13 protein-coding genes and 1 pseudogene are annotated in these 22,791 nt (G+C 66.6%); 3 read left to right on the top strand and 11 right to left on the bottom strand.

The window, feature by feature from the left end; all coding sequences use genetic code 11:
- Window positions 1–7: 7 nt before the first annotated feature.
- The 4 genes and pseudogenes from AZOLI_RS19055 to AZOLI_RS33850 form a co-directional block, all read right to left on the bottom strand.
- Entirely contained in the window at window positions 8–1,084 is a 1,077-nt protein-coding gene (locus AZOLI_RS19055; RefSeq protein WP_244442610.1) for an efflux RND transporter periplasmic adaptor subunit, read from the bottom strand.
- A 747-nt stretch (window positions 1,085–1,831) separates the two neighbouring features.
- A complete protein-coding gene (locus tag AZOLI_RS19050; protein ID WP_014188762.1) occupies window positions 1,832–2,761 on the bottom strand; it encodes a DUF1932 domain-containing protein in 930 nt (309 codons plus the stop codon).
- 4 nt (window positions 2,762–2,765) lie between these two features.
- A complete protein-coding gene (ligK, locus tag AZOLI_RS19045) occupies window positions 2,766–3,449 on the bottom strand; it encodes a 4-carboxy-4-hydroxy-2-oxoadipate aldolase/oxaloacetate decarboxylase (protein WP_044552475.1) in 684 nt (227 codons plus the stop codon).
- A 99-nt stretch (window positions 3,450–3,548) separates the two neighbouring features.
- Window positions 3,549–3,725 (bottom strand): annotated as a pseudogene (locus AZOLI_RS33850) (PrpF domain-containing protein); the annotation flags it as partial.
- 61 nt (window positions 3,726–3,786) lie between these two features.
- Between AZOLI_RS33850 and AZOLI_RS19040 the strand changes: the two are divergent.
- Entirely contained in the window at window positions 3,787–4,407 is a 621-nt protein-coding gene (locus AZOLI_RS19040; RefSeq protein WP_014188760.1) for a LysR substrate-binding domain-containing protein, read from the top strand.
- A 91-nt stretch (window positions 4,408–4,498) separates the two neighbouring features.
- Here AZOLI_RS19040 and AZOLI_RS19035 read toward each other — a convergent pair whose 3' ends face one another.
- From AZOLI_RS19035 to AZOLI_RS19005, 7 genes are read right to left on the bottom strand one after another with little or no spacing between them, the layout of a single operon-like run.
- Entirely contained in the window at window positions 4,499–5,950 is a 1,452-nt protein-coding gene (locus AZOLI_RS19035) for an isochorismate synthase (protein ID WP_014188759.1), read from the bottom strand.
- 13 nt (window positions 5,951–5,963) lie between these two features.
- Window positions 5,964–6,266 (bottom strand): isochorismate lyase, encoded by a 303-nt coding sequence (locus tag AZOLI_RS19030; RefSeq protein ID WP_014188758.1) that lies wholly within the window; start codon window positions 6,264–6,266, stop codon window positions 5,964–5,966.
- A gap of 55 nt (window positions 6,267–6,321) precedes the next feature.
- Window positions 6,322–7,110, bottom strand: a complete 789-nt coding sequence (locus AZOLI_RS19025; protein WP_044552143.1) for a thioesterase II family protein — start codon at window positions 7,108–7,110, stop codon at window positions 6,322–6,324.
- A 14-nt stretch (window positions 7,111–7,124) separates the two neighbouring features.
- On the bottom strand, window positions 7,125–8,261 hold the full coding sequence (locus AZOLI_RS19020; protein WP_014188756.1) for a saccharopine dehydrogenase NADP-binding domain-containing protein: 1,137 nt from the start codon (window positions 8,259–8,261) through the stop codon (window positions 7,125–7,127).
- Window positions 8,251–13,740, bottom strand: coding sequence for a non-ribosomal peptide synthetase (locus tag AZOLI_RS19015; protein ID WP_014188755.1), 5,490 nt, complete (start codon window positions 13,738–13,740; stop codon window positions 8,251–8,253). Before AZOLI_RS19015 ends, AZOLI_RS19020 begins: the two co-directional genes overlap by 11 nt.
- Window positions 13,737–17,174 carry a non-ribosomal peptide synthetase gene (locus AZOLI_RS19010; protein ID WP_014188754.1) on the bottom strand — a complete coding sequence of 1,146 codons (3,438 nt, stop codon included), beginning with the start codon at window positions 17,172–17,174 and terminating at the stop codon, window positions 13,737–13,739. The genes AZOLI_RS19015 and AZOLI_RS19010 overlap by 4 nt, the downstream gene beginning before the upstream one ends.
- 8 nt (window positions 17,175–17,182) lie before the next feature.
- Window positions 17,183–18,844, bottom strand: coding sequence for a (2,3-dihydroxybenzoyl)adenylate synthase (locus tag AZOLI_RS19005; protein ID WP_014188753.1), 1,662 nt, complete (start codon window positions 18,842–18,844; stop codon window positions 17,183–17,185).
- 564 nt (window positions 18,845–19,408) lie between these two features.
- Here AZOLI_RS19005 and AZOLI_RS19000 point away from each other — a divergent pair.
- On the top strand, window positions 19,409–20,305 hold the full coding sequence (locus tag AZOLI_RS19000; RefSeq protein ID WP_014188752.1) for a helix-turn-helix domain-containing protein: 897 nt from the start codon (window positions 19,409–19,411) through the stop codon (window positions 20,303–20,305).
- A 239-nt stretch (window positions 20,306–20,544) separates the two neighbouring features.
- On the top strand, window positions 20,545–22,782 hold the full coding sequence (locus AZOLI_RS18995) for a TonB-dependent siderophore receptor (RefSeq protein ID WP_044552138.1): 2,238 nt from the start codon (window positions 20,545–20,547) through the stop codon (window positions 22,780–22,782).
- Window positions 22,783–22,791 lie beyond the last annotated feature (9 nt).

Raw genomic sequence — 22,791 nt, 5'->3', positions numbered from 1 at the left:
CGGTCTCCTAACGGGCCGGCTGGGTGGAGGAAGGCAGGGCCGCCACCGCACGCTGGTCGAACTGCTCCTCGGTGAGGTCGGTCGCCGCCAGCTTCACGCCGGGGCGAATCTTCTGCAGCCCTTCGACCACCACGCGGTCGCCGTCGGACAGGCCGTCGGTGACCACCCATTTGCTGCCCTGTGTGCGGTCGGTCGTCACCGGCCGCGCTTCCGCGCTGCCGTCGGCCTTGATCACCTGGACGATGGCCTGCCCGTGGGAATTCCGGGAGACCGCCTGCTGCGGGACCAGGAAGGCATTGGGGTCGGTGGCCTGCCGCAGCTTTTCCCGCACATACATGCCGGGCATCAGCAGCCCGTCCGGGTTGGGAAACACCGCGCGCAGGGTGACCGAGCTGGTGGTCTGATCGACGGTCACCTCGGAAAATTGCAGCGTGCCGGGCCGGTCGTACTCGCGCCCATCCTCCAGCACCAGCCGGACCTCCGCTTGGCCGGCGGCGGCTCCCTGGATGCGGCCGGCGGCCAGATCGCGCCGCAGGCCGAGCAGAGCGGAGCTGGGCTGGGTCACGTCGACATAGATGGGGTCGAGCTGGGTCACGGTGACCATCGAGGTGGTCTGGCCGGCGGTGACCAGCGCGCCGGGCGTCACCGACGAGCGGCCGGTGCGGCCGGAGATCGGCGAGCGCACCTTGGTGTATTCCAGATTGATGCGCGCTGTTTCGACATTCGCCTTCGCCGCGGCGACATCGGCCTGCCCCTGGCGCAGCGTGGCGATCGCGGTGTCCAGATCCTGCTGGCTGACCGCCTTCTCCTTCGCCAGCGGCTGATAGCGGTTGACGGTCAGCTGGGCCGACGCAGTCGCGGCCTCCGCCTTCTGCTGGGCGGCGATGGCGCTGTTGAGCGCCGCCTGATAGCTGGCCGGGTCGATCTGGTAGAGCGGCTGTCCCGCCGTCACCGGCTGCCCCTCGGTGAACAGCCGGTCGCGGATCACGCCGCCGACCTGTGGCCGCACCTCGGCGGTCTGGAAGGCGGTGACCCGGCCGGGCAACTCCGTCACCACCGGAACCGGATGAGGATGCAGGATCACGGCGGTCACCCCCTGCGGCGGGGCCGACGGGGCTCCCTGAGCGGAACTCCCTCCCTGGCCGCCTGTTTCCTGGCAGGCGGTAAGAAGCAGAAGCGCTGCACCGATGCCGAGCACCGGCAATCGTCCCGGCCGGACGGAAAGCAGACCGCTCCTCTCGACGGGACGGATCCTGGCGCAATCGTAGGACTGGCCGATCATTTCCAGATCTTCCTTTTGAAACTGGCGACTCTCATGTCTGTTCCGGAAAAGCTAAGGCTTGACTGTAACCTGTCGATGTCCGGTAGCGGCTTTCATGTTACGGTCTGTAACGGGCGGAACCTGTGCGCCATTTTCTGCCGGTCCCGCTTGGGTCGCCAGCGCACCGCGGCTGTTCTTAATGGACGATGCGGCTTTCCATGGCGCCCAGTCCCAAAACAGCAAGTCTTGCCATGTGTTTTCGAGCTTCCTTCCGGGACGGCCCAGCCGTGCCAGGCGACACGCGCCGGCTGCCCCTCGACCGGTGCCGGATGTTCGACGACCTGCGCATCCGCCGGCGACGCACCGCTGGACATCGACCGGATTTGTGCGCTCGACCACGCGCCGATGTCCCATGACGGATCCAGATTCCGTGGAGCGACCGATGTCGCTCTCGAGGCGGTCGGACGAAGCCGCCGGGTGGTCGCCGTGGTTCCAAGCTTTCTCATCCTGATCGACCTCGTGCGCCACTTCGATCTTGTGGCGATGGTTCCCAGCCGCTCTTCCGAACCTTCATGATCGGCGATGAGCAAGGATTCGGTCAGCTTCGGCGCGCCAATCCTCGGACTTTGCGAAGCCGTCACCGTCCCTCGATCCGAAGACGCCCTGTCCGGCCAGTTCGGCGATCCAGGCCTGACGCTCGGCGGTGCCGGCCGCCGACCAGGGATCGAGGCCGACCTCGCGCACCGTCTGCGCCACCTCGCGCATCTCCTCCGCCCGGCGGGCACCATGCTGGATCACCCGCTGGAAGATATAGGCCCCAGTCTGCTCCCAATCGATGCCAGGGAAGGTTTCCGCCAACGAGGCAAGCACGGCATCCTCAACACCATAGGCGCGCGCGGCGGTGAAGCTTTCGATCACCATGGCCTCGAGGCCCTTGATCATCACCGATCGGCACATCTTGGTGGCCGACGCCACGCCCAGGCGCTCGTCCGCGACCGCTGCGGCGAAGCCCAGAGCGGTGAGCGCCGGTGCCAGCCCGGCCGCACAGGGGCCGCCCAGCAGCAGCGGCACCTTGATGCGGTAGGGCGGCACCGAGGTCATCACGGCCCCTTCGACGAAACGGCCGCCCGACGCCGCCACCAGTTCCGCCGCCCTGGCCTTCGCACCGGGGGAGGCGGGTTTAACGTCGAGATACCAGACGCCGGAGCGCAGGCCGGGTGCCGCAGCCGCAGCCACCGCGACCGCCTGGCTGGCAGTGACGGCCGAGATGACCAGATCGGCCCGTTCCGCCAGCAGCTTCGGATCGGCGACCGGTTCGACCCCGTGGCGGGCGGCATGCTCGACCAGGAAGCGCCCCTCCGGGCCGCCCATCTTGATGTCCGAGGCCAGCAGGCGCGTCACGTCGCGTGCGCGCAGATCCTCGGCGAGAATCCGGCCCACCTCGCCATAGCCGATCAGGCCGATGGTCCAGTCCCGGAAGGAAGCGTCGGCCCGGTTCATGGCGTCAATCCACATAGGTGAGGCCGGCCTTGGCCAGCGCCTCGCGCATGGAATACATGTCGAGGCCCAGCTCTCCCGCGGCCAGCCGCTTGCGCTTGGCCGCCTCGTTGGCCTCGCGGCTTCCTGCTGCTTCGGTCACGGCGGCGGCGATGGCGGCCGGCACAACAACCACACCGTCGTCGTCGGCCATCACCACGTCGCCGGGATTGACCGCGGCACCGGCGCAGACGACCGGAATGTTGACGCTGCCCAGGGTCGCCTTGACGGTCCCCTTGGCGCTGATCGCCTTGGAGAACACGGGGAAGTTCATCTCGGTCAGATCGCGGACGTCGCGCACGCCGCCGTCGATGACCAGCCCCACCGCCCCCCGCGCCCGGAAGGAGGTGGCCAGAAGGTCGCCGAAGAAGCCGTCGCTGCTGTCGGCCGTCACTGCCGCAACCACCACGTCGCCCGGCTGGACCTGCTCGGCCGCCACATGCAATATCCAGTTGTCGCCCGGTTGCAGCAGCACCGTCACCGCCGGGCCGCAGAGGCGGGCGCCGGCATAGATCGGCCGCATGGTGGGCTTCATCAGGCCGACCCGGCCCATGGCCTCGTGAACGGTCGACACGCCGAAGGCGGACAGCAGCTCCAACGCGGCCCGGTCGGCCCGCGCGATGCCACGTTTCACGATGCCCAGCTTGTTCATGCTCATGATTACAGTCCTTTTGCCTTGAGCGCCCGGTCGAGGCGCGGATAGACGCGACGCGCATGCCCTCGTAGACCTTGAAGCGGTCCTCGGGCGAACCCCGTCGATCTGACGCCCATCGGGGCTGCCCATCGCCGCCAGAAGCAGGCGGTCGCGCGCGTCCCTGTCGGAGGGCAGATCCCTCGCCTGGAAGAACGCGGCCTTCGAGGTGCCGCCGCGTATCCACACGCAAGGGATCCTGGCAAGACCGGACACCGTCGCAGCGCTGGTGTTCATCGAAGTGCTCCAGGCCGTGAAACGATGGCGGGCACTATAGTCGGTTGTGCCAATCACACCGTTGCCGCTGCCTGATCATGCGTTCCATTTTTGTGATGCCCTTGTTTGGAAGCGTCTGGGCCTGCGCGATGGCGATATCGACTTCATTGTCGGCGCACTGCGCACCGGGGAACGCAATGCCGGGCTGATCACCGAAAGTCTTTTCGAAGACCGGCTGGGCATCGTCGCACGCGCCGGGCACCCGTTGGCGAACAGCCCGCTCTCGCTGCGCGACCTGCTGTCCCAGCGCTGGATCCTGCCCAGGCGCGGCGCGCCGGGACGCCGGCTGATCGACCGGTCCTTCCAGGAACTCGCATGCGACCCACCAACCCCATCGGTTGAAACCGGCGATCTGGCCGTGCTGCGCAGCCTGCTCAAAAACAGCGACATGCTTACCGCCATCTCGCCACACCAACTGCATTACGAGATCGCTTCGGGCGATCTCATGGAACTGCCCATCCTGCTGGGCGGGACTGTTCGTCAGATCGGTATCACGTCGCGCGAGGGGGCAAGGCTTTCTCCCGCGGCGCTGGCCGTTCTGGATGAGATACGGGCGGCATCCAAAGGCCCATCCGGCCCCGCGGGTGCGGAAGCTTTCGAGAAGGTCAGGCGCTTGGAGGCGCCGGGAGCGAGGTGGTCCTGAGGGGGGAATCGCCGCCCGTTCCCCGATCAGGAATCCGTAGGCGGCGATGCACAGCGTCGCGTGATGGTGGAATCCGCGCCAGCCCCGGTCTTCATAATGGCCGAGGCCGAGTTCCTGTTTGAGTTCGAGGCGCGGGAACCGCCCGAACAGCAAGCTCCCTGAGGCCGAGCGCATCCGCCATGGTCACGAATTTCAGCAGGGTCTCCCGATATTCACTGTCCGGTTCGGACCCGGCGACCAGGCCGCAGCCGGCGAACAGCGTGGCCCGGCGTCCGTCGATCAGTGCCGACCGCAGGGCGACCATGAATTCGCCATTTCCGTCGGTGTCGATCCATCCAACCGGGCTGGCGTACCATCCACGGTCGAGATCCTCGTGGCGGCGCAGGAAATCGAGCGCCGTTTCCAGGGACACGCCACCGACCGCCGGTGTCGGGTGGAGCCTGCCGACCAGTTCGATCAGCGACGTACCGCCGCGCACCCTGCCACCGAAACGGGTCATCAGATGCTGGACACGCGGCAGTTTGTGCAGGGTCGGTGCCGCATCCGTGTGAATCTCCGTGCAGAACGGCTCCAGCGCCCGGCGCAGGGTCTCGACGACCAGACGATGCTCCCGCCGGTCCTTGGCGCTGCCCAGAAGCCGCTCTCCCGCCCGTCCATCCTCGTCCGGATCGGCGCCGCGTCCGATGCTGCCCGCCAGCGCCATCGTCTGGAACGCGTGGTTTTCCATGGTGAGAAGCGTTTCCGGCGTGGCGCCGGCAAAACAGGCGCCATGCCGTTCGAACGCGAAGACGCTCGCCTTGGGATTCGCATCGCGAAGCCGGTCCAGAACCGATCCGGTCGGAACCGGTGCGGAGAAGGTCATATCGACGGTTCGCGCCACGACCACCTTTTCCAGTTCCCCGCGCCCGATGGTCGCGACCGCCCGATCGACCAGCGCCGTCCAGGCCGGTCGATCCCCGGGTCTCTCGCGCAGTTCCGGCATGGCGCTTTCGGTGGAATCCGGATTCCTGTTCAATTCCCGCAAGCGGGACCATGCATCCAACAATGCGGTGAAGCGGGCTTCGATGTCCGTGGCATGGTCGACCGCGTCGCTGACGATCACTTGGCCCCGGCCATGCCGCAAACGCAGGACGAAGCGCGGCACGCTCAGCACCGCATCGGGAAAGCCCCGCCACAACTCCGAAGTCGGCCGTCGCGGGTCGAACCGGAAGCCTCCGAGGGCGACCGGCCCCTCCTCTCCGGACACGACGGCGTTTTTCGCGGTCCGCCGCCATGCCGCCGCGATCGCGGAAAACCGCTCCTCCCCTTGGGCGACGGCTTCCCAGGCGACATCCAGGCCGACCATGCCGTGATCCCCGGTTCCCAGCCAAAGGAAGGCCGGCAACCGTTTCGGACGAGACGCGAAGAGCGACGGCAGGTCGAACGCGCTCGGTTCGACCGGCGCGCTCGCCGTGGCCAGCACCGTTTCGCCATGCCGCTCAGCCTGCCGTCGTGCGCCCTGCAAGGCTTCACGCAGACGGATCGCGAGAAAATCGGACAGCATTGCGTATCCTCCGTCACGCGTCGCGCCTGGCGCGCCAATAGGCGGTCTGTGTCGCGATGTACCAATCGGTGATCTTCGCGAACAAACCCGCGACGAAGTCCGGCGGGAGGCCGACCTCCACGGCCCAGCTCCGGCGTTCGACCATCATCGCCGCCACCCGCTCCGGCGCCGGGATGCTTTCCACCGTCGGTTTGAAGGCGGCGGCGGCATGAACATACCGCAGGCGTTCACCCAGCAGGGTGACGATCTGGCGGTCGATGGTGTCGATGCCCGTCCGGACATCCTGGAGATCCGCGCATTGCTCCGGACTCTTCATGCTCAACACTCCTTATGGATCGCGCTTGGCGGGCAACGGCCGCCAAGCCCTCGGGTCACGGTGTGGACGGCCATCCGGAAGACGGTGGATGGGCACAGCCGAGATCGGCCAGGATCGCCGCCACCACATCCCGCCAGCGCTCTACGAGGTAGAAATGGCTGCCGGTGAAAGTCCGTATCGTCGTTCGGCCGTGGCTGTGGCGTGCCCAGCCGCCGGCTTCGTCCAGGCTCACTTCGGTATCCGCATCCGCCAGCATGACCGTGATCGGACAGAGCAGGCGCCCCGTATCGTCCGCCCGATAGGTTTCTATCGCCCGGTAGTCGCTGCGAATGACCGGCAGCAGAAGCTGACGGATTTCGGCGATGTCGAAGATTTCCATCGGTGTGGCGGCAAGCCGCCGGACCTCGTCCAGCAGATCCTCGTCGGATTGCAGGTGGAAATGCGTCGCGCGATGGCGGTGCGGCGGGGTTTGACCGGAAAGGAAGAGATGGGAAACGGCGATGCCCGACCGCTCCAGCAGGCGGGCCGTCTCGAATGCCAGGGTCGCGCCCATGCTGTGCCCGAACAGGGCGATCCTTCTGCGAACGCCGTTCCGCAGGGCATCGGCCGCCGTCCGTGCAAGTTCGCCGATTTCCGGGATGAGCGCGTCGTCGATGCGGTCTTCGCGGCCGGGATACTGCACGGCAACCAGTTCGACCTCCGCCGGCAGGATGTCGGCCCAACGCCGGAAAAAGCTGGCGCCACCGCCGGCATGGGGAAAGCACGCGAGTTGGAGGGGAGCGGCAGGGCTCCGCCGATGGACTCTGAGCCAGTCCCCCCCGATGCCGGAGCTTGCGCCGTTCATAACGTTCCCGCGTTTCATAACGCTCCCTCGTCCACGGCGACCGCGGCGGCATCCGATCTCAGGATCCGGCAATCAGGCCACCACATCCCGATCCGGGACAGCACCGTCCGCACCGGCAGAATGTCTGCGGCATGATGGACCCCGTCCGGGATCGCGCCCTCCAGCACCGCCAGCACCGCGCATGCCGCGACTCCGCCCGTCAGCGCCGCACCGGAGCCGGCACGGACGGCGATGCTGCGCACCGCAGGACGGCCGGAGCGCAGGCCTGTCGCTTCGATGACCAGGAGCTGCTCCGGCGACCGTCCCGCCACGTCCAGAGCGCTGGCGCCGATCAGTCCCGCGACCGCCGCCGCATCCACCCCCGCATCCACCGTCTCGGGGGGACCGCCCCCGGCTTGCCCGGCTTGGAAACGGCGAAGGAAATCGACCGTGTGGCGCCCGGGAAAGACATTGTACCAGTCCCCATCCACCGCGAGCCGCCGGCAGAGCCGCAGGAACTCGCTGCTGACGTAAGGCCGCGCTTCGGCCGGAGTGCGCGAGAGGGGCAGCCTGACCGGATCGGGATGCGGTGCCGGGGACGGCCGCAGATCGCCGGCCCGGACGCACATGCCGCCCCAGCCGAAGCCGTTCGACAGGCTGGCCAGGAAATCCTCGGCCCCGGCGGGGGAGAAGCGCTCGATTCCCCCCGCATAGCCGGTCACGCGATCGATGCTGTCGAACTCCCCGACCAGATCGAGCGGCAGAAGCCCCGACAATCCGGGAAGCATGCCCGCCGACACCACCGCGGATCGTCCCCGCCAATCGTGGTGGACGATGCGGCGATGCAGCGGATCGTCTCCGCCCGGATCCACATAATGGGCACCGGCCGTCAGCGCCGCCAGCGCGACGGCATCCAGAAGGCGGCAGCTTGGCCCGGCGCAGTTGACGACCGCATCGCAGCCGTCGCAAAAGCGGGCGAGCGCGTCGCCGTCTTGCGGGTCGACCACGTGGATCTCGCCGTGCCCATCCGCCTCCTCCGCCAGAGCCCGCTCCGCCCGCTTCCGGTCGCGCCCGCCGACCCGCAGCCGGACGGTGCCGGCAAGGGCGCGCAGAACGCCGCGCCCGACAGCTCCCGATCCCCCCAGGAGTCCGACCGTCGGTTCACCGGCCATCGCCCGGCTCCCGCTTGTCGAGGCCGAGAGCGGCGGCGACGGCACCGACATTCGGTGGCGACAGGCAGCTGAAATGATCGCCTGGAACATCGGCGATGCGCAGCCGGCCGGAGCACAGGGCCGCCCAATAGGCGCTCATGTCGTCGTGCATGCCTGGAAGGACCTGGACCTCGCCGGTTTGCCGGATGAAGGTCATGTCACCGGAATATGGCCGTCCCTCGTGCCGGGCGACGGCAGCCAGGCTGTGCCTGATCAGCTCATACTGGGATTTCACCCGCTCGTGGGAAGCGAGATCGGTTCCGGCGTGGCGCATATGCCGCGCGATGGCCTCCAACCGCTCATCCTGCCCGCGGCTGGCCAGGATCAGCAGCGCCGACGCCGCATCCCCGCCGCGGGATGCCGCCGCCCGTTCCAGCGAGCCCGGACCGACCCGGCCGGGGGTCTCGGCCAGCACATCGCCGATCAGCCGCCGCATCCCGGCCTCGTCCGCCGGATAGCCGAGAACGGCCGGATCGGCGCGCATGACGCGGGCGAAGACATATTCGGCAAGAATATCGTCCTCGATGAGGAAAGGCACCCGATAGCTGCTGATGACGCTCAGCCGCTCCACCGCTATTCCGCGCTGCGCCAGCCGCTGTGCGATCTCCGTCGCCAGCAGACCGCCCAGGCAATAGCCGACGATATGGAGCCGTTCGCCCGGTGACAGGGCGGTCACGATGCGGCCGACATGACCGTCCGCCAATTCGGAGATGGCGCAGGCGGGATCCATCGCCAGGAAGGGCGCCGGATCCTGGATCGCAAGTCCCAGGATGCGACGGACGTTGCCGTCCGGACGGTCGAGCAGGGACCGGTACGGTACGATGGTTCCGCTGCCGTCATGGACGAACAGCAGCGTGGGCCCCTTGCCATCGCCCTGCCTCAGTTCGATCAGCGACAAGCCATCGCCCGCCGGCCCGCCGGCGCCGCGCAGCAGATCCGCCAATGCCGCCACCGTCGGCTGATTGAGCAGCCGCCGCAACAGCACGTCCCACTCCAGCCCGGCTGCCTTGGGCAAGCATTCACGCAGCCGGCCGACGACCTGCGCCACCAGCAGAGAATCTCCCCCGAGATCGAAGAAGTTCTGGTCGATGCCGACGGACTCCAGCCGCAGAACCGAGGCCCAGACGGCGGCGATCTCCCGTTCGAGATCGTCCCGCGGCATCGATCCGGCAGCCGCCGCGGTCCGCCGGGATTTCGGCGCCAAGCCGGCCAGCGCCTTGCGGTCGATCTTTCCGTTTTCCGTCACCGGCAAGCTGTCGAGAATATGGATTTCCGCAGGAACCATGTGTTCGGGCAGCCGTTCGCTTGCATGCCGGCGAAGCTCCGCCGCCGGGATCGCCATCCGGTCGGGTTTGAACTGGGCCGCGAAGACATGCTGACCGACATCGGACATCGCGCCGCCGTCGCCCGGAAAACGCAGGACGGTCGCAGCACCGGCCAGCCGCAGTTGATCCTCCCACTGGCCGCAGGACAGGAAGGTGGTGTCGAGGGCGCGGCGGCAATCCTCGAAGTCGGTGAGCCCTTCCTTGAACTCCATCGACGACATGATCTGATAGCTGTCGGACGTGGCCTCGATGAAGACCAGCCAGCCGCCGGGCGCCAGGATCTCCCGCAGCCGCCGCAGGACGTCGGCGACATCGCGGGAATTGTGCAGCACATTGGCGCACAGGATCACATCCACCGTATTCGGCTCGATGCCCTGGGCGATCGGATCGGCATTGATGTCGAACAGCCCGAACCGCACCCAGGGGAATGCGCCCAGCCGGCTTTCCGCCGCGTTCAGGAAATACTGGGAAACGTCGGTGAAATGGTACTCGACACCGCAGCCGTCCAGGCGGGGGATAAGCTCCATGCTGGTTCCGCCGACGCCGGCCCCGGCTTCGAGAAGCCTGATGCCGCCGCCCGTGCCGCCCGCCTTCCGGCTCAGGGCGATATGACGGACGACCGCGCAGACCAGACCGTTCATGTGCCGGCTCACCAGATTGTTCCGGTAGGCCGCCTCGGCGACGATGGTTTCCCCTTCCGGGAACAGAAGATGCAGAGGATCGACCTCGTCGCACATCAGCCCGCCGAGAACCTCCTGGCTCGACCGGACATAGCGGAGAACCTCGCCGCCCCAATCGACGTCCCGCGCCAGATCCTCGATCCGCGACCAGAGCCCGTCGATTTCGCCGCGATCGACCGGCCGAAGCCGACGATGGCGGCCGGTCTCGTCGCAGGCCAGAAACCCTTCACGGACAAGGGCGCGCAGCCAGCGCCGGATCAGCCTGCGGTTGCGCGGGCTGACCGCGCAGGCGCGAAGCACCTCATCGGCAGACGGCCCCGGTCCAGGGCCGGAGAAGACGCCCTGACCGTCGAGCGCCGCCGCCATCGACAGCAGAGAAACCCGTTCGATGCTGGCGGCGAGCGCGGAGACCTTGGCCATGTCCAGCCCGGCGACGAGCTGTCCCGCCGCGGCATCGACCACCTCGGGCAGATCCGGCAGCGCGTGGAGACGATGCGAGGCCGTGACGGCGGTGGCGAAGGCAACGAGGCGCCGGTCGCGGTTGTCCTCCCCCTGCACCAGCACCGCGGCACCGGCCACATCGGGATGATCGGCCAGCGCCGCCTCGACTTCGGCGATCTCGATCCGATGCCCGCGGATCTTCACCTGAAGATCCTGCCTGCCGAGGAATTCTATGCTGCCATCGGACAGGTAGCGCCCGAAGTCGCCCGTCCGATACAGGCGCTCGCCGGTCAGCGGGTGGCGGAAGAAGCGTTCGTCGGTCTTCTCCCGGTCGCCGAGATAACCCAGCGCCAGACCGTGGCCGCCGATGTAAAGCTCTCCAGCGACCTGATCGGGACAGGGGCGCAGGGCCTCGTCGAGGATGTGGAAGGTCTGGTTGGCAAGCGGCTTGCCATAGGGAATGCTTTTCCACTCCGGCGGCACCGTCCCGATCCGGTGGAAGATCGACCAGATCGACGCTTCCGTCGCACCGCCCAGGCCGATCAGCTCCAGATCGGGCAGGAAATGGCGGATGCGCGCCGGTAGGGAAACCGGAATCCAATCACCCGACAGCATCGCCAGCCGCAGGCTTCGCGGCCGGTGGCCGGGTTCGCCGCGCAGATAGTCGGTCAGCATCTCCAATTGGGCCGGAACCGAGTTCCACAGCGTGACCCCGCAGGCCGTCAGCCGTTCCGCCCAGTGCGATGGATCGCTACGCCTCGACGGATCGGGCAGAACCAGCGTTCCGCCCGCGCCGAGCACGCCGAAAATGTCGAAAACCGAGAGGTCGAACCCGAGATTCGCCAGCCCGAACACCCGATCCGCCGCGCCGACGGCGAAACGTTCGTTGATGTCGTCGATGGTGTTCCTGGCCCCCCGATGGTCGATCATCACCCCCTTGGGCGTGCCCGTCGAACCCGAGGTGAAAATCACATAGGCGAGATCGGTGACGGCGGCGAGATCGGTGACGGCGCCGTCATGCCCGGTGGTCTCGATCCGGTCCACCGCGATCACATGGTCCACCGTCATCGGCGGTTCCAGCCGCAGGGCGATATCGCTGTGGGTCAGCATATGGGTGACGGAGGCGGCGGTCAGAATGACGTCCCGGCGCGCCCGCGGCTGGCCGAGATCGAGCGGAAGATAAGCCGCTCCCGCCCGCAGCACGCCGAGCACGGCGACGATCTGGTCGATGCCCTTGTCCATCGCGACGGCCACCAGATCGCCGGGGGCGCAGCCGCTCCGCCTCAGGGTGGCCGCCACGGCGTCGGCCCGGCCGGCCAATTCGCCATAGGTGATCTCACGCTGCACCGGCCCCCGGTCGGTGTGCTGGAGGTCGATGACCGCGATGCGTTCGGGAGCTTTCGCCGCCTGCTCGAACAACGGATCCTGCAGCAGCCCGGTCGGCAGCGGCCGGGTCACGCCGTTCACCCCGGCCCGCCGTACCCGCTGGTCGGACGGCAGATCGATGGCGGCCGGCGCGGTCCAAGCCGTCGCGTCGCGGCAGAGGGAGCGCACCAGCGCCTCGAACGCCTCGAACATCGGCTGGATGACGTCGTCGGGAACGGCGCCGTCACGGATGTCCCAATTGACGGTCAGCCCCTCCTCGCCCGGGCCGATCTGGCAATCGATCGCCACCTGCGGGGTCTGGGTGATGCCGAAGCTCTGCTTCGCCCCCGGGAAAAGAGCGGCCCGGCATTCGGAGCCGCCGGCGATGGCGCTGGTGAAGGCGACCGGGAACAGCGCCGCATCGCGCCCGCGCCGTCTGGCCAATTCCCTCAGCACGTCGATGCCCGAGAAATTCGGATGATCGAGATCGGCCCACAGCTGCTCCTGAAGCGCGCGCGCCTGTTCGGCGAAGGATCGCTGCGGATCGAGCGTCACGCCCAGCAGTTCGACGGAACTGAAATCGCCGACCACGGCGTCGATCTCGGGATGGGCCGTTTCCCGCCGCGCCGTCGTCAGGCTGAGGGTGAAGGCGCTCTGGGCCGACCAACGGCCGATCGCCTCGGCATAGGCGGTCAACAGCGCGGGCGAGACGCCGATGTCATGGCGTCCGGCATGCGCGCCCAGGGCCTGGAAGTCCGTCTCGTGCAGGACGAAGGATTTTCTGGAAAAGCGGGGAGCCGCGCCGCCCGTCCCGGCCGGAAGCGCCGGCGCCGGCGGCAGGCTCTCGATCCGTTGCAGCCAATATCCCTGGTCGCGCTGGAAACGCGCATCCTCCTTGCGCCGGCGTTCGGCCAGCACATGATCGCGGAACGAGATGGCGGGCGGCGATCCGGCCGCACCGTCGAAATAGGCGGCGCTCAATTGGCCGAGAAGCAGCCGCGCGCTCTGGAAATCGCAGACCAGCAGATCGATCGACACATGCAGCGTGGCGCGGCGATCCTCCAGCGTTGCCTTGAGTTCGATCAGCGGCCAGCGGTCGGTGGCGGCCTTCCGGTGCGACAGCGCCGAACGGAACCCCTCGACCGCCGGAGGATTTCCGGCCTCCGCCCGTCCCCGCGCGTCGGTGACCTCGATCACATAGGCGGGCACATCGGCAAGGATCCGCTGGCTGCCATCGGGGCTGACGATGGCGCGGAGCATGTCGTGCCTGGCGATCAGGCTCCGCCACGCCGTTTGCAGCCGGGCCACGTCGAGAGCCGCGAACTCGAATTCCAGATAGCCGTGGCAGGCGACGCCGCCCAGGTCGAAAGCGTCGCCACGCCCCATCAGATAGGCGGATTGCAGATCGGTCAGCGGAAAGGGCTCATGCAGATGTTCGCGGTCCGGTGTGACGGACGAGGCGTCGTTGGCGGCGAGATAGTCCAGCACCGCCGCCTTGCCCTGCCGCAGGCGTTCCAGCCGCTCCGCCGACATCGCACCGGCCGGCGCACGATAGCGCAGGGCCCCATTCTCCTCCCAGAGATCGACGCCGGCATCCTTCAGTTCCATCACCAGCTGGTGGATCATCATACCGTTCCTTCTTCGACGGTACCCAGGCGGGCAGCGTCCAGTTCAATCAGTCCGGCAACGCCGGCTATCGTCGGGCGGCCGAGAAACGCACGCAGAGGAAGCGAAACGCCGAAGGTCCGGGCGATTGCGGCCGCGAGCCTCGCCGCTTGCAGGCTGTTTCCGCCGAGCTGGAAGAAGCTGTCGTCGCGGCGGGCCGCAGTCGTGCCCAGGGCCTCGTTCCACAAGGCGGCCACCGCCGTTTCGATAGGCCCCTGGGGGGGCGATCCACCATCCGCACCGGGCGGTGGCTGGAGATCCAACAATGCCCCGATGGCCGTCCGGTCGATCTTGCCGTTCGCGGTGAGTGGCAGGGCGTCCACGAAGGCCAGCCGTTGCGGCACCATGTGGTCCGAAAGCTGTCCCTGTGCGAAGGCCAGGATTTCGCTGTCGGCGGCCGGTGCCGACAGCGCGACGCAGGCGCCGAGCGCCCGGTCCGGTCCGTGCCCGACCACCGCCGCCGCCGCCCGCGTGACGGCGGGGTGGCGTTCCAGGGCAGCTTCGATCTCGCCCAGTTCGATCCGATGCCCGCGGATTTTGATCTGGTGGTCGAGCCGGCCGAGAAACTCCAGCGTGCCGTCATGCCAGTACCGTCCCCGGTCGCCGGTCCGGTACCAGCGCCCGCCATCGGCGGCGACGAAGCGTTCGGCGGTCAGCTCGGGCGCCCCCTTATAGCCGCGGGCAAGCCCGTCGCCGCCGATCCACAATTCTCCTGGCACCAGATCCGGGCAATCCCGGCCCTGGGCATCGACGACGCGGAATTGCTGGTTGGGCAGCGGCAGACCGTAGGGGATCGAAGGCCAGTGGGCCGGAATCTCGGTCACCTCGATGGCGTTGGACCAGATCGCCGCTTCGGTGGCGCCGCCGAGTGCCACGAAACGGACGCCCGGACCGGAGACGCGCCGCAGCCGGTCGGGAAGATCGAGCGGAATCCAATCGCCCGAGATCAGCGCGGCGCGCAGCGTCGCCAGCTGTTTGCCCTCCGTCACCGCGACCGTCGTCATCTCCAGCAGAGCCGGCACCGAGTTCCACAGCGTAACCCGATGCCGCCGGACGAGATCGATCCAGGCATCGGGATCGCGGCGCTGGCTCTCGTCGATGGTGACGATGGCGCCACCCGCCGACAGCGGACCGAAGATGTCGTAGACGGACAGGTCGAATTCGAGAGCCGACAGTGCCAGGATCCTGTCCCCGCTTCCGACGCCCAGACGGTCGTTGATGGAGGCGACGGTGTTCCAGGCGGCGGCATGGCTGACCTCGACGCCTTTGGGTTCTCCCGTCGAACCGGAGGTGAAGATGATGTAGGCGGAACGCTCGGGATCGCCGCTGACCGGTGCCGGAAGCGGCATGACACCGGCGGCCTCGGCCAGGTCGACCGGCGTGACCCCGTCAGGCCAGCCCGCGAAATCCAGTTTCTCGGCGCGGGTCAGAACCAGCCCGGCCCCGGCCCGCAGACAGATGCGCCGTGTCCGCGCGGCCGGCTGGTCCCAGGCCACCGGAAGATAGGTGGCGCCGGCGGCGGCCACCCCTAGAACGGCGGCGATCTGGTCCGCCCCCTTCGGCAGGGCGATGCCGACCACGTCGCCGTCCCGCACCCCCCGGCCGCGCAGCAATCCGGCGATGCGCAACGCCCGCTCGGCCAGGGTGCGGCGGCTGAGAATCTCATTGCCCGCGATCAGCGCGACGCAGTCGGGTCCGGCCAGGGCATGCGCGAAGAAGGCCTCGTGCAGTTGCCGCGCTTCGACCGGCGCGGCCGTGGCGTTCACCGCCGTCCGGACGGCAGCCTGAGCGGCAGGCAACGGAAGACTGGCCGGCTTGTCCCAGTCGCCGCCGGCCAGGGAGCGCACCAGCCCTTCGTAGGCGGCGAACATGTCGTCGAGAAGACCGGGCGGGAACAGATCCTCCACGGCGTCCCAGTTCAGCAGCAGCCCGTCCGGCGTCGGATATGTCTGGTGGTCGAGCCAGACCTGGGGCGTCTGCGAGATCATCCACGACACCTGTCCGAAGGCCTCGACAGCCTCCTGCGGAACGAAGGGCGCGCCGAGATTGCAGGCGAACACGACGGGTGCGGTCCGGCCGCCTCCCTGATCGTGGCGGGCGAGATCGCGCAGCACCTCCACGCCCGAATAATCGCCCTGGGCAATGTCGCGATGAAGCTGCGCCTGTATCCCCCTGACGCGATCGGCAAAGCCGGCCCTGGTCTGGAAGTCCACCTCCAGCAGGACGAGGTTGGTGAAATCCGCCACCATGTGGCGCACTGCCGGATCGATCTCCTGCCGGTCGAACAGGGGGATGTTGATGAGGAAGCGCTGCTCCCCGGCCCAGCGGGCCAGCACCTCGCCATAGGCGGTGGCGAGGACGCAGGCCAGCGTTACCCCGTGCCGCCGGGCCTGCGCACGGATCCGGTCGATGTCGGCCGATGCGAGATGGAACTGGCGGCGCACGAAACGGGGTGCGACCCGTTCCCGGGGATCCCGGCGAAGCGGAAGGCGGGGGCCGCCCGGCAGCGAGGGAAGCCGTTCCGACCAGTAGCGCCGCGCCATGTCGCTGTCCGCCGCGCGTTCGGACCGGATGCGCGCGAGATACTGCCGGAAGTCGAACGACAGCGGTGGCAATTCATCCTCGCGGCCGCCATAGATCGCCGCCAGATCGCCGAGAACGATGGAGACGCTCAGAACGTCGGCGACCAGCAGATCGATGTCGAAATGGAGCCGTGTTCTGCCGCCTTGAAGCAGGGAGAGCTGCACGCCGAACGGTTCGCCGTCCACCACCGCTAACCGGCGATGCGACAGCCGGTCGCGCAACTCGGCCAGCGCTCCCGCCCCCCCGTCCGGCCGGCGGCTGAAATCATGCACCGTCAACGCGGCGCCCGGACCGGCATCTCCGATCCGCTGCCGGCCGTCGTCGAGGAAACGCGCCCGGAGCATGGGATGGCGGATGGCGAGCCTTTTCACCGCCCGGTCGAGCCTGGATGGATCGACACCCTCGCCGTCGAGTTCGAGATACAGATGGCAACCGACGCCGCCGAGGGGCTGATCGTCGCGCCGGCCGAACCAGTAAGCCTGCTGCACCGGGGTCAGATCGAACGCCTCCCCGTCATCCCGGACGACGCCGTCGGCCGCGGCCGCATCGCCCTGTCCAGAGCGGGCGGGCCGGGCGTCTTCGCCCCGACCAGCCAGGCGCATCCAGGCCCCGATGGTCGGCGTCGCGATCAGGTCGTCGAATTTCACGCTGTGCCCGAATGACTTGAAATAGGCCGCGATCCGCATGATCGAGATCGAATCCAGGCCCGCCTCCAGCAAGGAGGCATCGGGAAACAGGTCTCGCGGCGGGATGTCCATCAGAGCGGCGACATAGTCGGTCAGCGCCCCGGCGGACAAGACGTTGCTGGCGGTCATATCCACTCCTATTCGGCGGCGGCGGCCGAGGCGGCCCCGGCCCCTGAATGCATCGCCTTCAGGGTCTCGCGCAGCGTCTTGCGGCTGATCTTGCCGACCCCCGTCGTGGGAAAGCTGTCGAGGAACTCGAAGCGATCCGGAATCTTGAAGGCGGCAAGTCCGCTGGCCTTGAGGAACATCCGCAGATCGTTCGGTGTCGGACGCGACGACCGCGGCAGCACGAAGGCGCAGGTACGTTCGCCCAGATAGCCGTCCGGCAACCCCACGACCGCCACGTCGAGCACGCCCTCATGGCCGAGCAGGAAATTCTCGACCTCCTCCGCCGCGATCTTCTCGCCACCACGATTGATCTGATCGGTGTCACGTCCCTCGACGACGAGTTGGCCGCCGGCAACGCGCCTGACCAGATCGCCGCTGCGGTAAAATCCATCGGGCGTGAAGGATGCGGCGTTCTGCTCGGACAGGCCGAAGTAGCCGCGTATGGTGTAAGGTCCCCTGGTCAGCAAATGCCCGGTGACGCCGTCGGGCACGTCGTTGCCGTCGCCATCGACGATCCGCACTTCGTCGGCCGTCGACATCGGCTTGCCTTGGGTGTTGAGAACCACATCGTCGGGATCCTCCGGCGCGGTGAAGCAGATCAGACCCTCGGCCATGCCGAAGACCTGTTGCAGCCTGCACCCCAGGGCCGGAGCGACACGACGGGCCGCTTCATGGCCGAGCTTGGCGCCGCCGACCTGCAGAATGCGCAGGCTCGGTACCTGCGGCTTCGTCATCTCCGCCACATCGAGCCAGACCATCGCCAACGGCGGAACCAGCGCGGTGGCGGTGACGTTCTCGCGGGCGATGAGGTCGAAACAGACGTCCGGGGTCGGCCGGTCCGTCACCACCACCCGTCCGCCGGCAAGAAGGGTGCCCAGGAAGCCGGGGCACGCCATCGGGAAATTATGCCCCATCGGCAAAGCGGCGAGGTAGACCGTGCGTTCGTTGAAGTCGCACGCCTCCACACTCGCCCTGACATTATAGAGATAGTCGCGATGACGGCGTGCGATCAGCTTGGGAATGCCGGTCGTCCCGCCGGAAAGCTGGAAACAGGCCAGATCGCCGGCGTCGATGGCCGGCAAGTCGACAGGCGGCCGCCGCAACCCGTCGAGCGCCAGGAAAGGGCCGGGCTCGCCGTCGACGATGACATGGGCAAGCGAGGGCGCGCGGGCGCGGATGTCGGCGGCCAGCTCCCGATAATCGAAGCCGCCGACGACATCGGCCACGATGTAGGCCTTTGCCCCGGTGAAGCTGCAGAATGCCCCGATCTCGACGGATCGGTGGGCGGGCAGCGCGAAAACCGGAACCGAGCCCAGCCTGAACAGGGCGAAGACGACCTCGACGAACGCCGCGCGGTTCGGAAGCTGGACGACGACGACATCGCCTTTGCCAAGCCCCAACCCGGCAAATCCGGCGGCCAGTTCATCGACGGAACGGTCGAGCTCCTCGAACGACAGGCGCCGGTCCCCATCGACCAGCGCGATCTGTGCCCCCATCCGCCCGGCCACGGTCTTCAGGACCCCGCCGAAGGTCTCGGATCTCCAGAAGCCAGCGGAAACATAGCGTTCCACGAATTCGGGGGGCCAATCCGGCGCAGTTGGGTGCATCGTGGCCGTGACAGGAGCGGACATGGCAGCGTCTCCGATTTGGATTGAAGGCATCCGCTTGCGATCTGCAAAGCCGCCCACCCGGAGAGCGCGGGACCATTGCGGGGCCGGGAGGGATCGGCGCGAATGCGCTCGATACAGGCAATTCCGCCTTCAGCCCCTGTGTATCGGCATCACTTGTAAATGAGAATGATTATCATTTTAGATTGCCGCACTCATTCTTTCGATCGAATGCGGGTTCCTTTGCTGTAGGATGGTTCCGAATCATCATGGCACCATTGGTTGACTGCCATTTTATGATTTATCGAAGTTGGATTGGCGTTTTTACATATAGCTCGTGATTATATTGTAGAATGTTTTCTGGATTTTAAAGAAATCGCACAGTGCTCTGTTGTTTGTTTTCTTAAAATTGTGTTTTGACGAATTTTCCGATGGAAATACGGGATTTCTCCCATCGGAACCGGCACGCGAGCTTGGGAAAAGAGTTTACAATTGATAATGATTATCAATCGCAATATGATGCGCAATGAACATGATTGAGGCACCTCGTCCCTTGGATGGGTGTCTTTGGATGTGGGGAAAGGCTTTATGGTTGAGAAAGCGCCCGAAATCGGCAAGACGATCCGTCCAGCGGTGTCCATCGGCGGCAGTGTCGCATCCTTCTATGACGGCACGGTCTCTCTGACATGCGGCCACATCTGCGCTCAATCCACCGCTTGGGAATCGGAACCTCTCACCAAAGGGTTGAAGCTGGTCGTCGTCGACAACAGCGAATTGCTGTGCAAGCTGCCCAACTGCGAAAAAACCAGGATTGTCGGCCCCTGCATCTGCGCGATCTGGAACGAGAGCGACTGCGAGGGGATGCAGTCCTTTCCAGCCGGAAGCCGGATGCAGTTCACCGCGATCAGCCTGTCGGCGTCGACCGTCAAGGATCGCCTCCCCACGGCGTTCGAACGGTTGAGCGATGCGTCGAAGGGCGCATCCGGCCCCAGCCTTGCCGTGACCAGTGCATCGGCCGCCGTGAGGGCGCTTTGCGCGCAGGTTGGCGCCTGCCCCCTTCGCGGGCTGTCGCGCACACTTTATCTGTCCGGAAAGGCGCTGGAGATCGCCGCGCATGCCCTGGACAGTTTGCAGGCCACCCCATCGAATGCCAAAGACCTGCATTTTTCGACGGCGGACATCGAGAAGCTCCAGCATGCGCGTGACATCCTGACGGCACGCATGCGCCAGCCGCCTTCACTGGCAGAACTGGGGCAAAGTGTCGGCCTCAATCCCCGAAAGCTGACGGTCGGTTTCCGCCGCGTCTTCGGCGACAGCGTCTTCGGCTATCTGCGATCGGCGAAGCTCGATGCTGCCTATCGCCTGCTGGTGGAGGGGGAGATGAGCGTCTCCTGCGCCGCCTATTCCGTCGGCTACAGCCCGGCACATTTCTCCGTCGCCTTCCGAAAGAAGTTCGGCGTTTCGCCGAAGCAGGTGTGTCTCTGAAGGCATGTCCCAACTCCGCCCATGGATGAGGGGCGGGGATTCCCGCAAGGCACACGTCTCGCCCGGACCGGACCATCAGCGCTCCGATCCGGGTGAGGCCGTTTCCGGGTGAGCCTTCGGTGGGGTTTTCCATCGGGCATCCGCTCACCGTGCTCCCAAACCCATGCGCCGCTATCGAAAGAAAAAGTGCGGCCATCGAAAGGCGGCGGCGTTGCCTGGAGGCGCCGGGAAGGCTTTCCATGTGGCAACTGATTTTCATTCGCAAATTGGGGAGAGGCAGTTTGCCCAGAAGCAGGCGCAAGCATCGTCTGGAGGCTCATGTCGCCGGTTCGGTCGCGATTCTGATGATCGCGGCGATCCCGTCGGCTGTTTCGGCGCAGACGGAAACGCGGAACGATCAATCGTCAGCCCGGCAAAACGGCGACGGAGCGACTTCGCTTCCAACGATTTCGGTTTCTGGCGAACAGCCCGATGGGGCCGTCACGGGCTATGTGGCGAACCGGAGCAGTACGGCCAGCAAGACCGGGGCTTCCATTCTCGAAACGCCGCAATCCGTCAGCGTCATCGGACGCGAGGAACTGTCCGACCGCGCCGTTCAGTCGACGACCCAGGCGCTCGGTTATGTTCCGGGCGTCTTCGCCTCGACCTCGGCGGTGTCTCAACGCTACGACAGCTTCACGATCCGTGGCTTCGATGCGACTTTGAGCGGCATCCTTCTGGACGGCCTGAGGTCGACGACGGCACAGTCCTATGTGCGCTACGAGCCGTACGGCATGGAGCGCATCGAGGTCCTGAACGGTCCGAACGGCTTCCTCTATGGAGCGGGTTCGCCGGGCGGCGTGGTCAACATGATCAACAAGCGCCCGACGGAAGAGACGCTGCGTGAGGTCGGCATTCAGTACGGCAGCGACAACCGTTTCCAGGGGCAGTTCGATTTCTCCGGTCCGGCGAACGACGACAAGACGCTGCTCTACAGGATCGTCGGCGTTGGCCGGAAGGCCGACACGCAATTCGACCACGTCCCCGACAACACGGGCTACATCGCCCCGTCCTTCACCTGGCGGCCCGATGCAGACACCACGCTGACGGTCCTCGGCTCCTACAGCCGCAACGAATTCGGACCGCCGCGCCCGATGGTGCCGATCAATGGCACGCTGCTGGCCAACCGCAACGGAAAGATTCCCTGGAACACCTATCTCGATGGCAAGGATCTGGACAATCACATGATCCAGGCCAGCATCGGATACATCCTCGACCATCGCATCGACGGCGTCTGGTCGCTCCATTCCGGCAGCCGCTACAGCTATACCGATCTCTACACCCAGACGCTGTCCGGCTTGAGTCTTGCCGCCGACATGCGCACGCTCAATCGCGCCGCATACGAATTCGACATCAAAGGCAACATCTTCTCCACGGACAATTACGCCAAGGCCGAATGGCGGGCGGGACCGGTCCGTGCCACGTCGGTTTTCGGCGTTTCCTGGCGCAGAACGGGCGAGGACTATTATCTGAATGCCGGCCGGGCGGCCAGCATCGACATCTACAACCCGACCTACACGGCGACCCTCGGCACGCTGTCGCCCAGCGCGAAGACCTATCAGAGCGCCGATGAGATCGGTCTCTACACCGCGCACAGCCTGACTCTCGCCGACCGTGTCGTGCTCGATCTCGCGGGGCGGCAGGACTGGGCTTCCGTCGATACCAAGAACAAGCTCCGGGGCGGCAGCACGTCGCAGAACGATCAGGACTTCACCTATCGCGTCGGCCTGACCTATCTCACCGACATCGGTGTCGCCCCATATGTCAGCTACGCCACCTCGTTCAGCCCGATCCTCGGCACCGATTTCTACGGCGAAGCCTACAAGCCGACCACCGGCAAGCAGGTCGAGGCCGGCGTGAAGGTCCAGCCGGCAGGTTGGGACGCTCTGTTCACGGCGGCCTGGTTCCACCTGGTTCAGACCAATGTGCGGACGACGGATCCCAACAATTCGCTGAACTCGATCCAGACCGGCGAAGTGACCTCCAAGGGGGCCGAACTGTCGGCGGTCGCCAACCTCACCCCGTCCTTGAAGGCGCGGGCGAGCTACACCTACATCGACAGCGAGACCACCAGCACGACGGTCGCCGCCGCGCGCGGCAAGGCGCCGACCGGGCAGCCCAAGCATATGGCCTCTTTCTGGGGCGACTATACGATCCAGGACGGGCCGATGGCCGGGTTCGGGTTCGGCTCCGGTCTGCGCTATGTCGGATCGACCTATGCCGATACCGCCAACACCATCAAGGTTCCGGAATTCACGCTTGTCGATGCCGCTGTCCATTACGACCTGGGCGCGCTGAAGCCGGCGCTGAAGGGGGCGAAACTCGCCGTCAACGCCACCAATCTGTTCGACAAGCACTATTACTCGACCTGCTCCGCGACGTCCTGCAATCAGGGATACGGGCGATCGGTTCTGACCACTCTCAGCTACCGCTGGTAAGGACGCCAA

Source organism: Azospirillum lipoferum 4B (assembly GCF_000283655.1).
Taxonomy (GTDB): Bacteria; Pseudomonadota; Alphaproteobacteria; order Azospirillales; family Azospirillaceae; genus Azospirillum; species Azospirillum lipoferum_C.
This window is presented reverse-complemented; position numbering and strand designations above follow the sequence as displayed.

Coding starts and splice junctions, on each gene's coding strand:
- AZOLI_RS19020 (WP_014188756.1), bottom strand. CDS start 8,261: ATGGCCGGTGAACCGACGGTCGGACTCCTGGGGGGATCGGGAGCTGTC.
- AZOLI_RS19005 (WP_014188753.1), bottom strand. CDS start 18,844: ATGTCCGCTCCTGTCACGGCCACGATGCACCCAACTGCGCCGGATTGG.
- AZOLI_RS19025 (WP_044552143.1), bottom strand. CDS start 7,110: ATGAACGGCGCAAGCTCCGGCATCGGGGGGGACTGGCTCAGAGTCCAT.
- AZOLI_RS19035 (WP_014188759.1), bottom strand. CDS start 5,950: ATGCTGTCCGATTTTCTCGCGATCCGTCTGCGTGAAGCCTTGCAGGGC.
- AZOLI_RS19050 (WP_014188762.1), bottom strand. CDS start 2,761: ATGAACCGGGCCGACGCTTCCTTCCGGGACTGGACCATCGGCCTGATC.
- AZOLI_RS19030 (WP_014188758.1), bottom strand. CDS start 6,266: ATGAAGAGTCCGGAGCAATGCGCGGATCTCCAGGATGTCCGGACGGGC.
- AZOLI_RS19000 (WP_014188752.1), top strand. CDS start 19,409: ATGGTTGAGAAAGCGCCCGAAATCGGCAAGACGATCCGTCCAGCGGTG.
- AZOLI_RS18995 (WP_044552138.1), top strand. CDS start 20,545: ATGTGGCAACTGATTTTCATTCGCAAATTGGGGAGAGGCAGTTTGCCC.
- AZOLI_RS19015 (WP_014188755.1), bottom strand. CDS start 13,740: ATGATGATCCACCAGCTGGTGATGGAACTGAAGGATGCCGGCGTCGAT.
- AZOLI_RS19010 (WP_014188754.1), bottom strand. CDS start 17,174: ATGACCGCCAGCAACGTCTTGTCCGCCGGGGCGCTGACCGACTATGTC.
- ligK (WP_044552475.1), bottom strand. CDS start 3,449: ATGAACAAGCTGGGCATCGTGAAACGTGGCATCGCGCGGGCCGACCGG.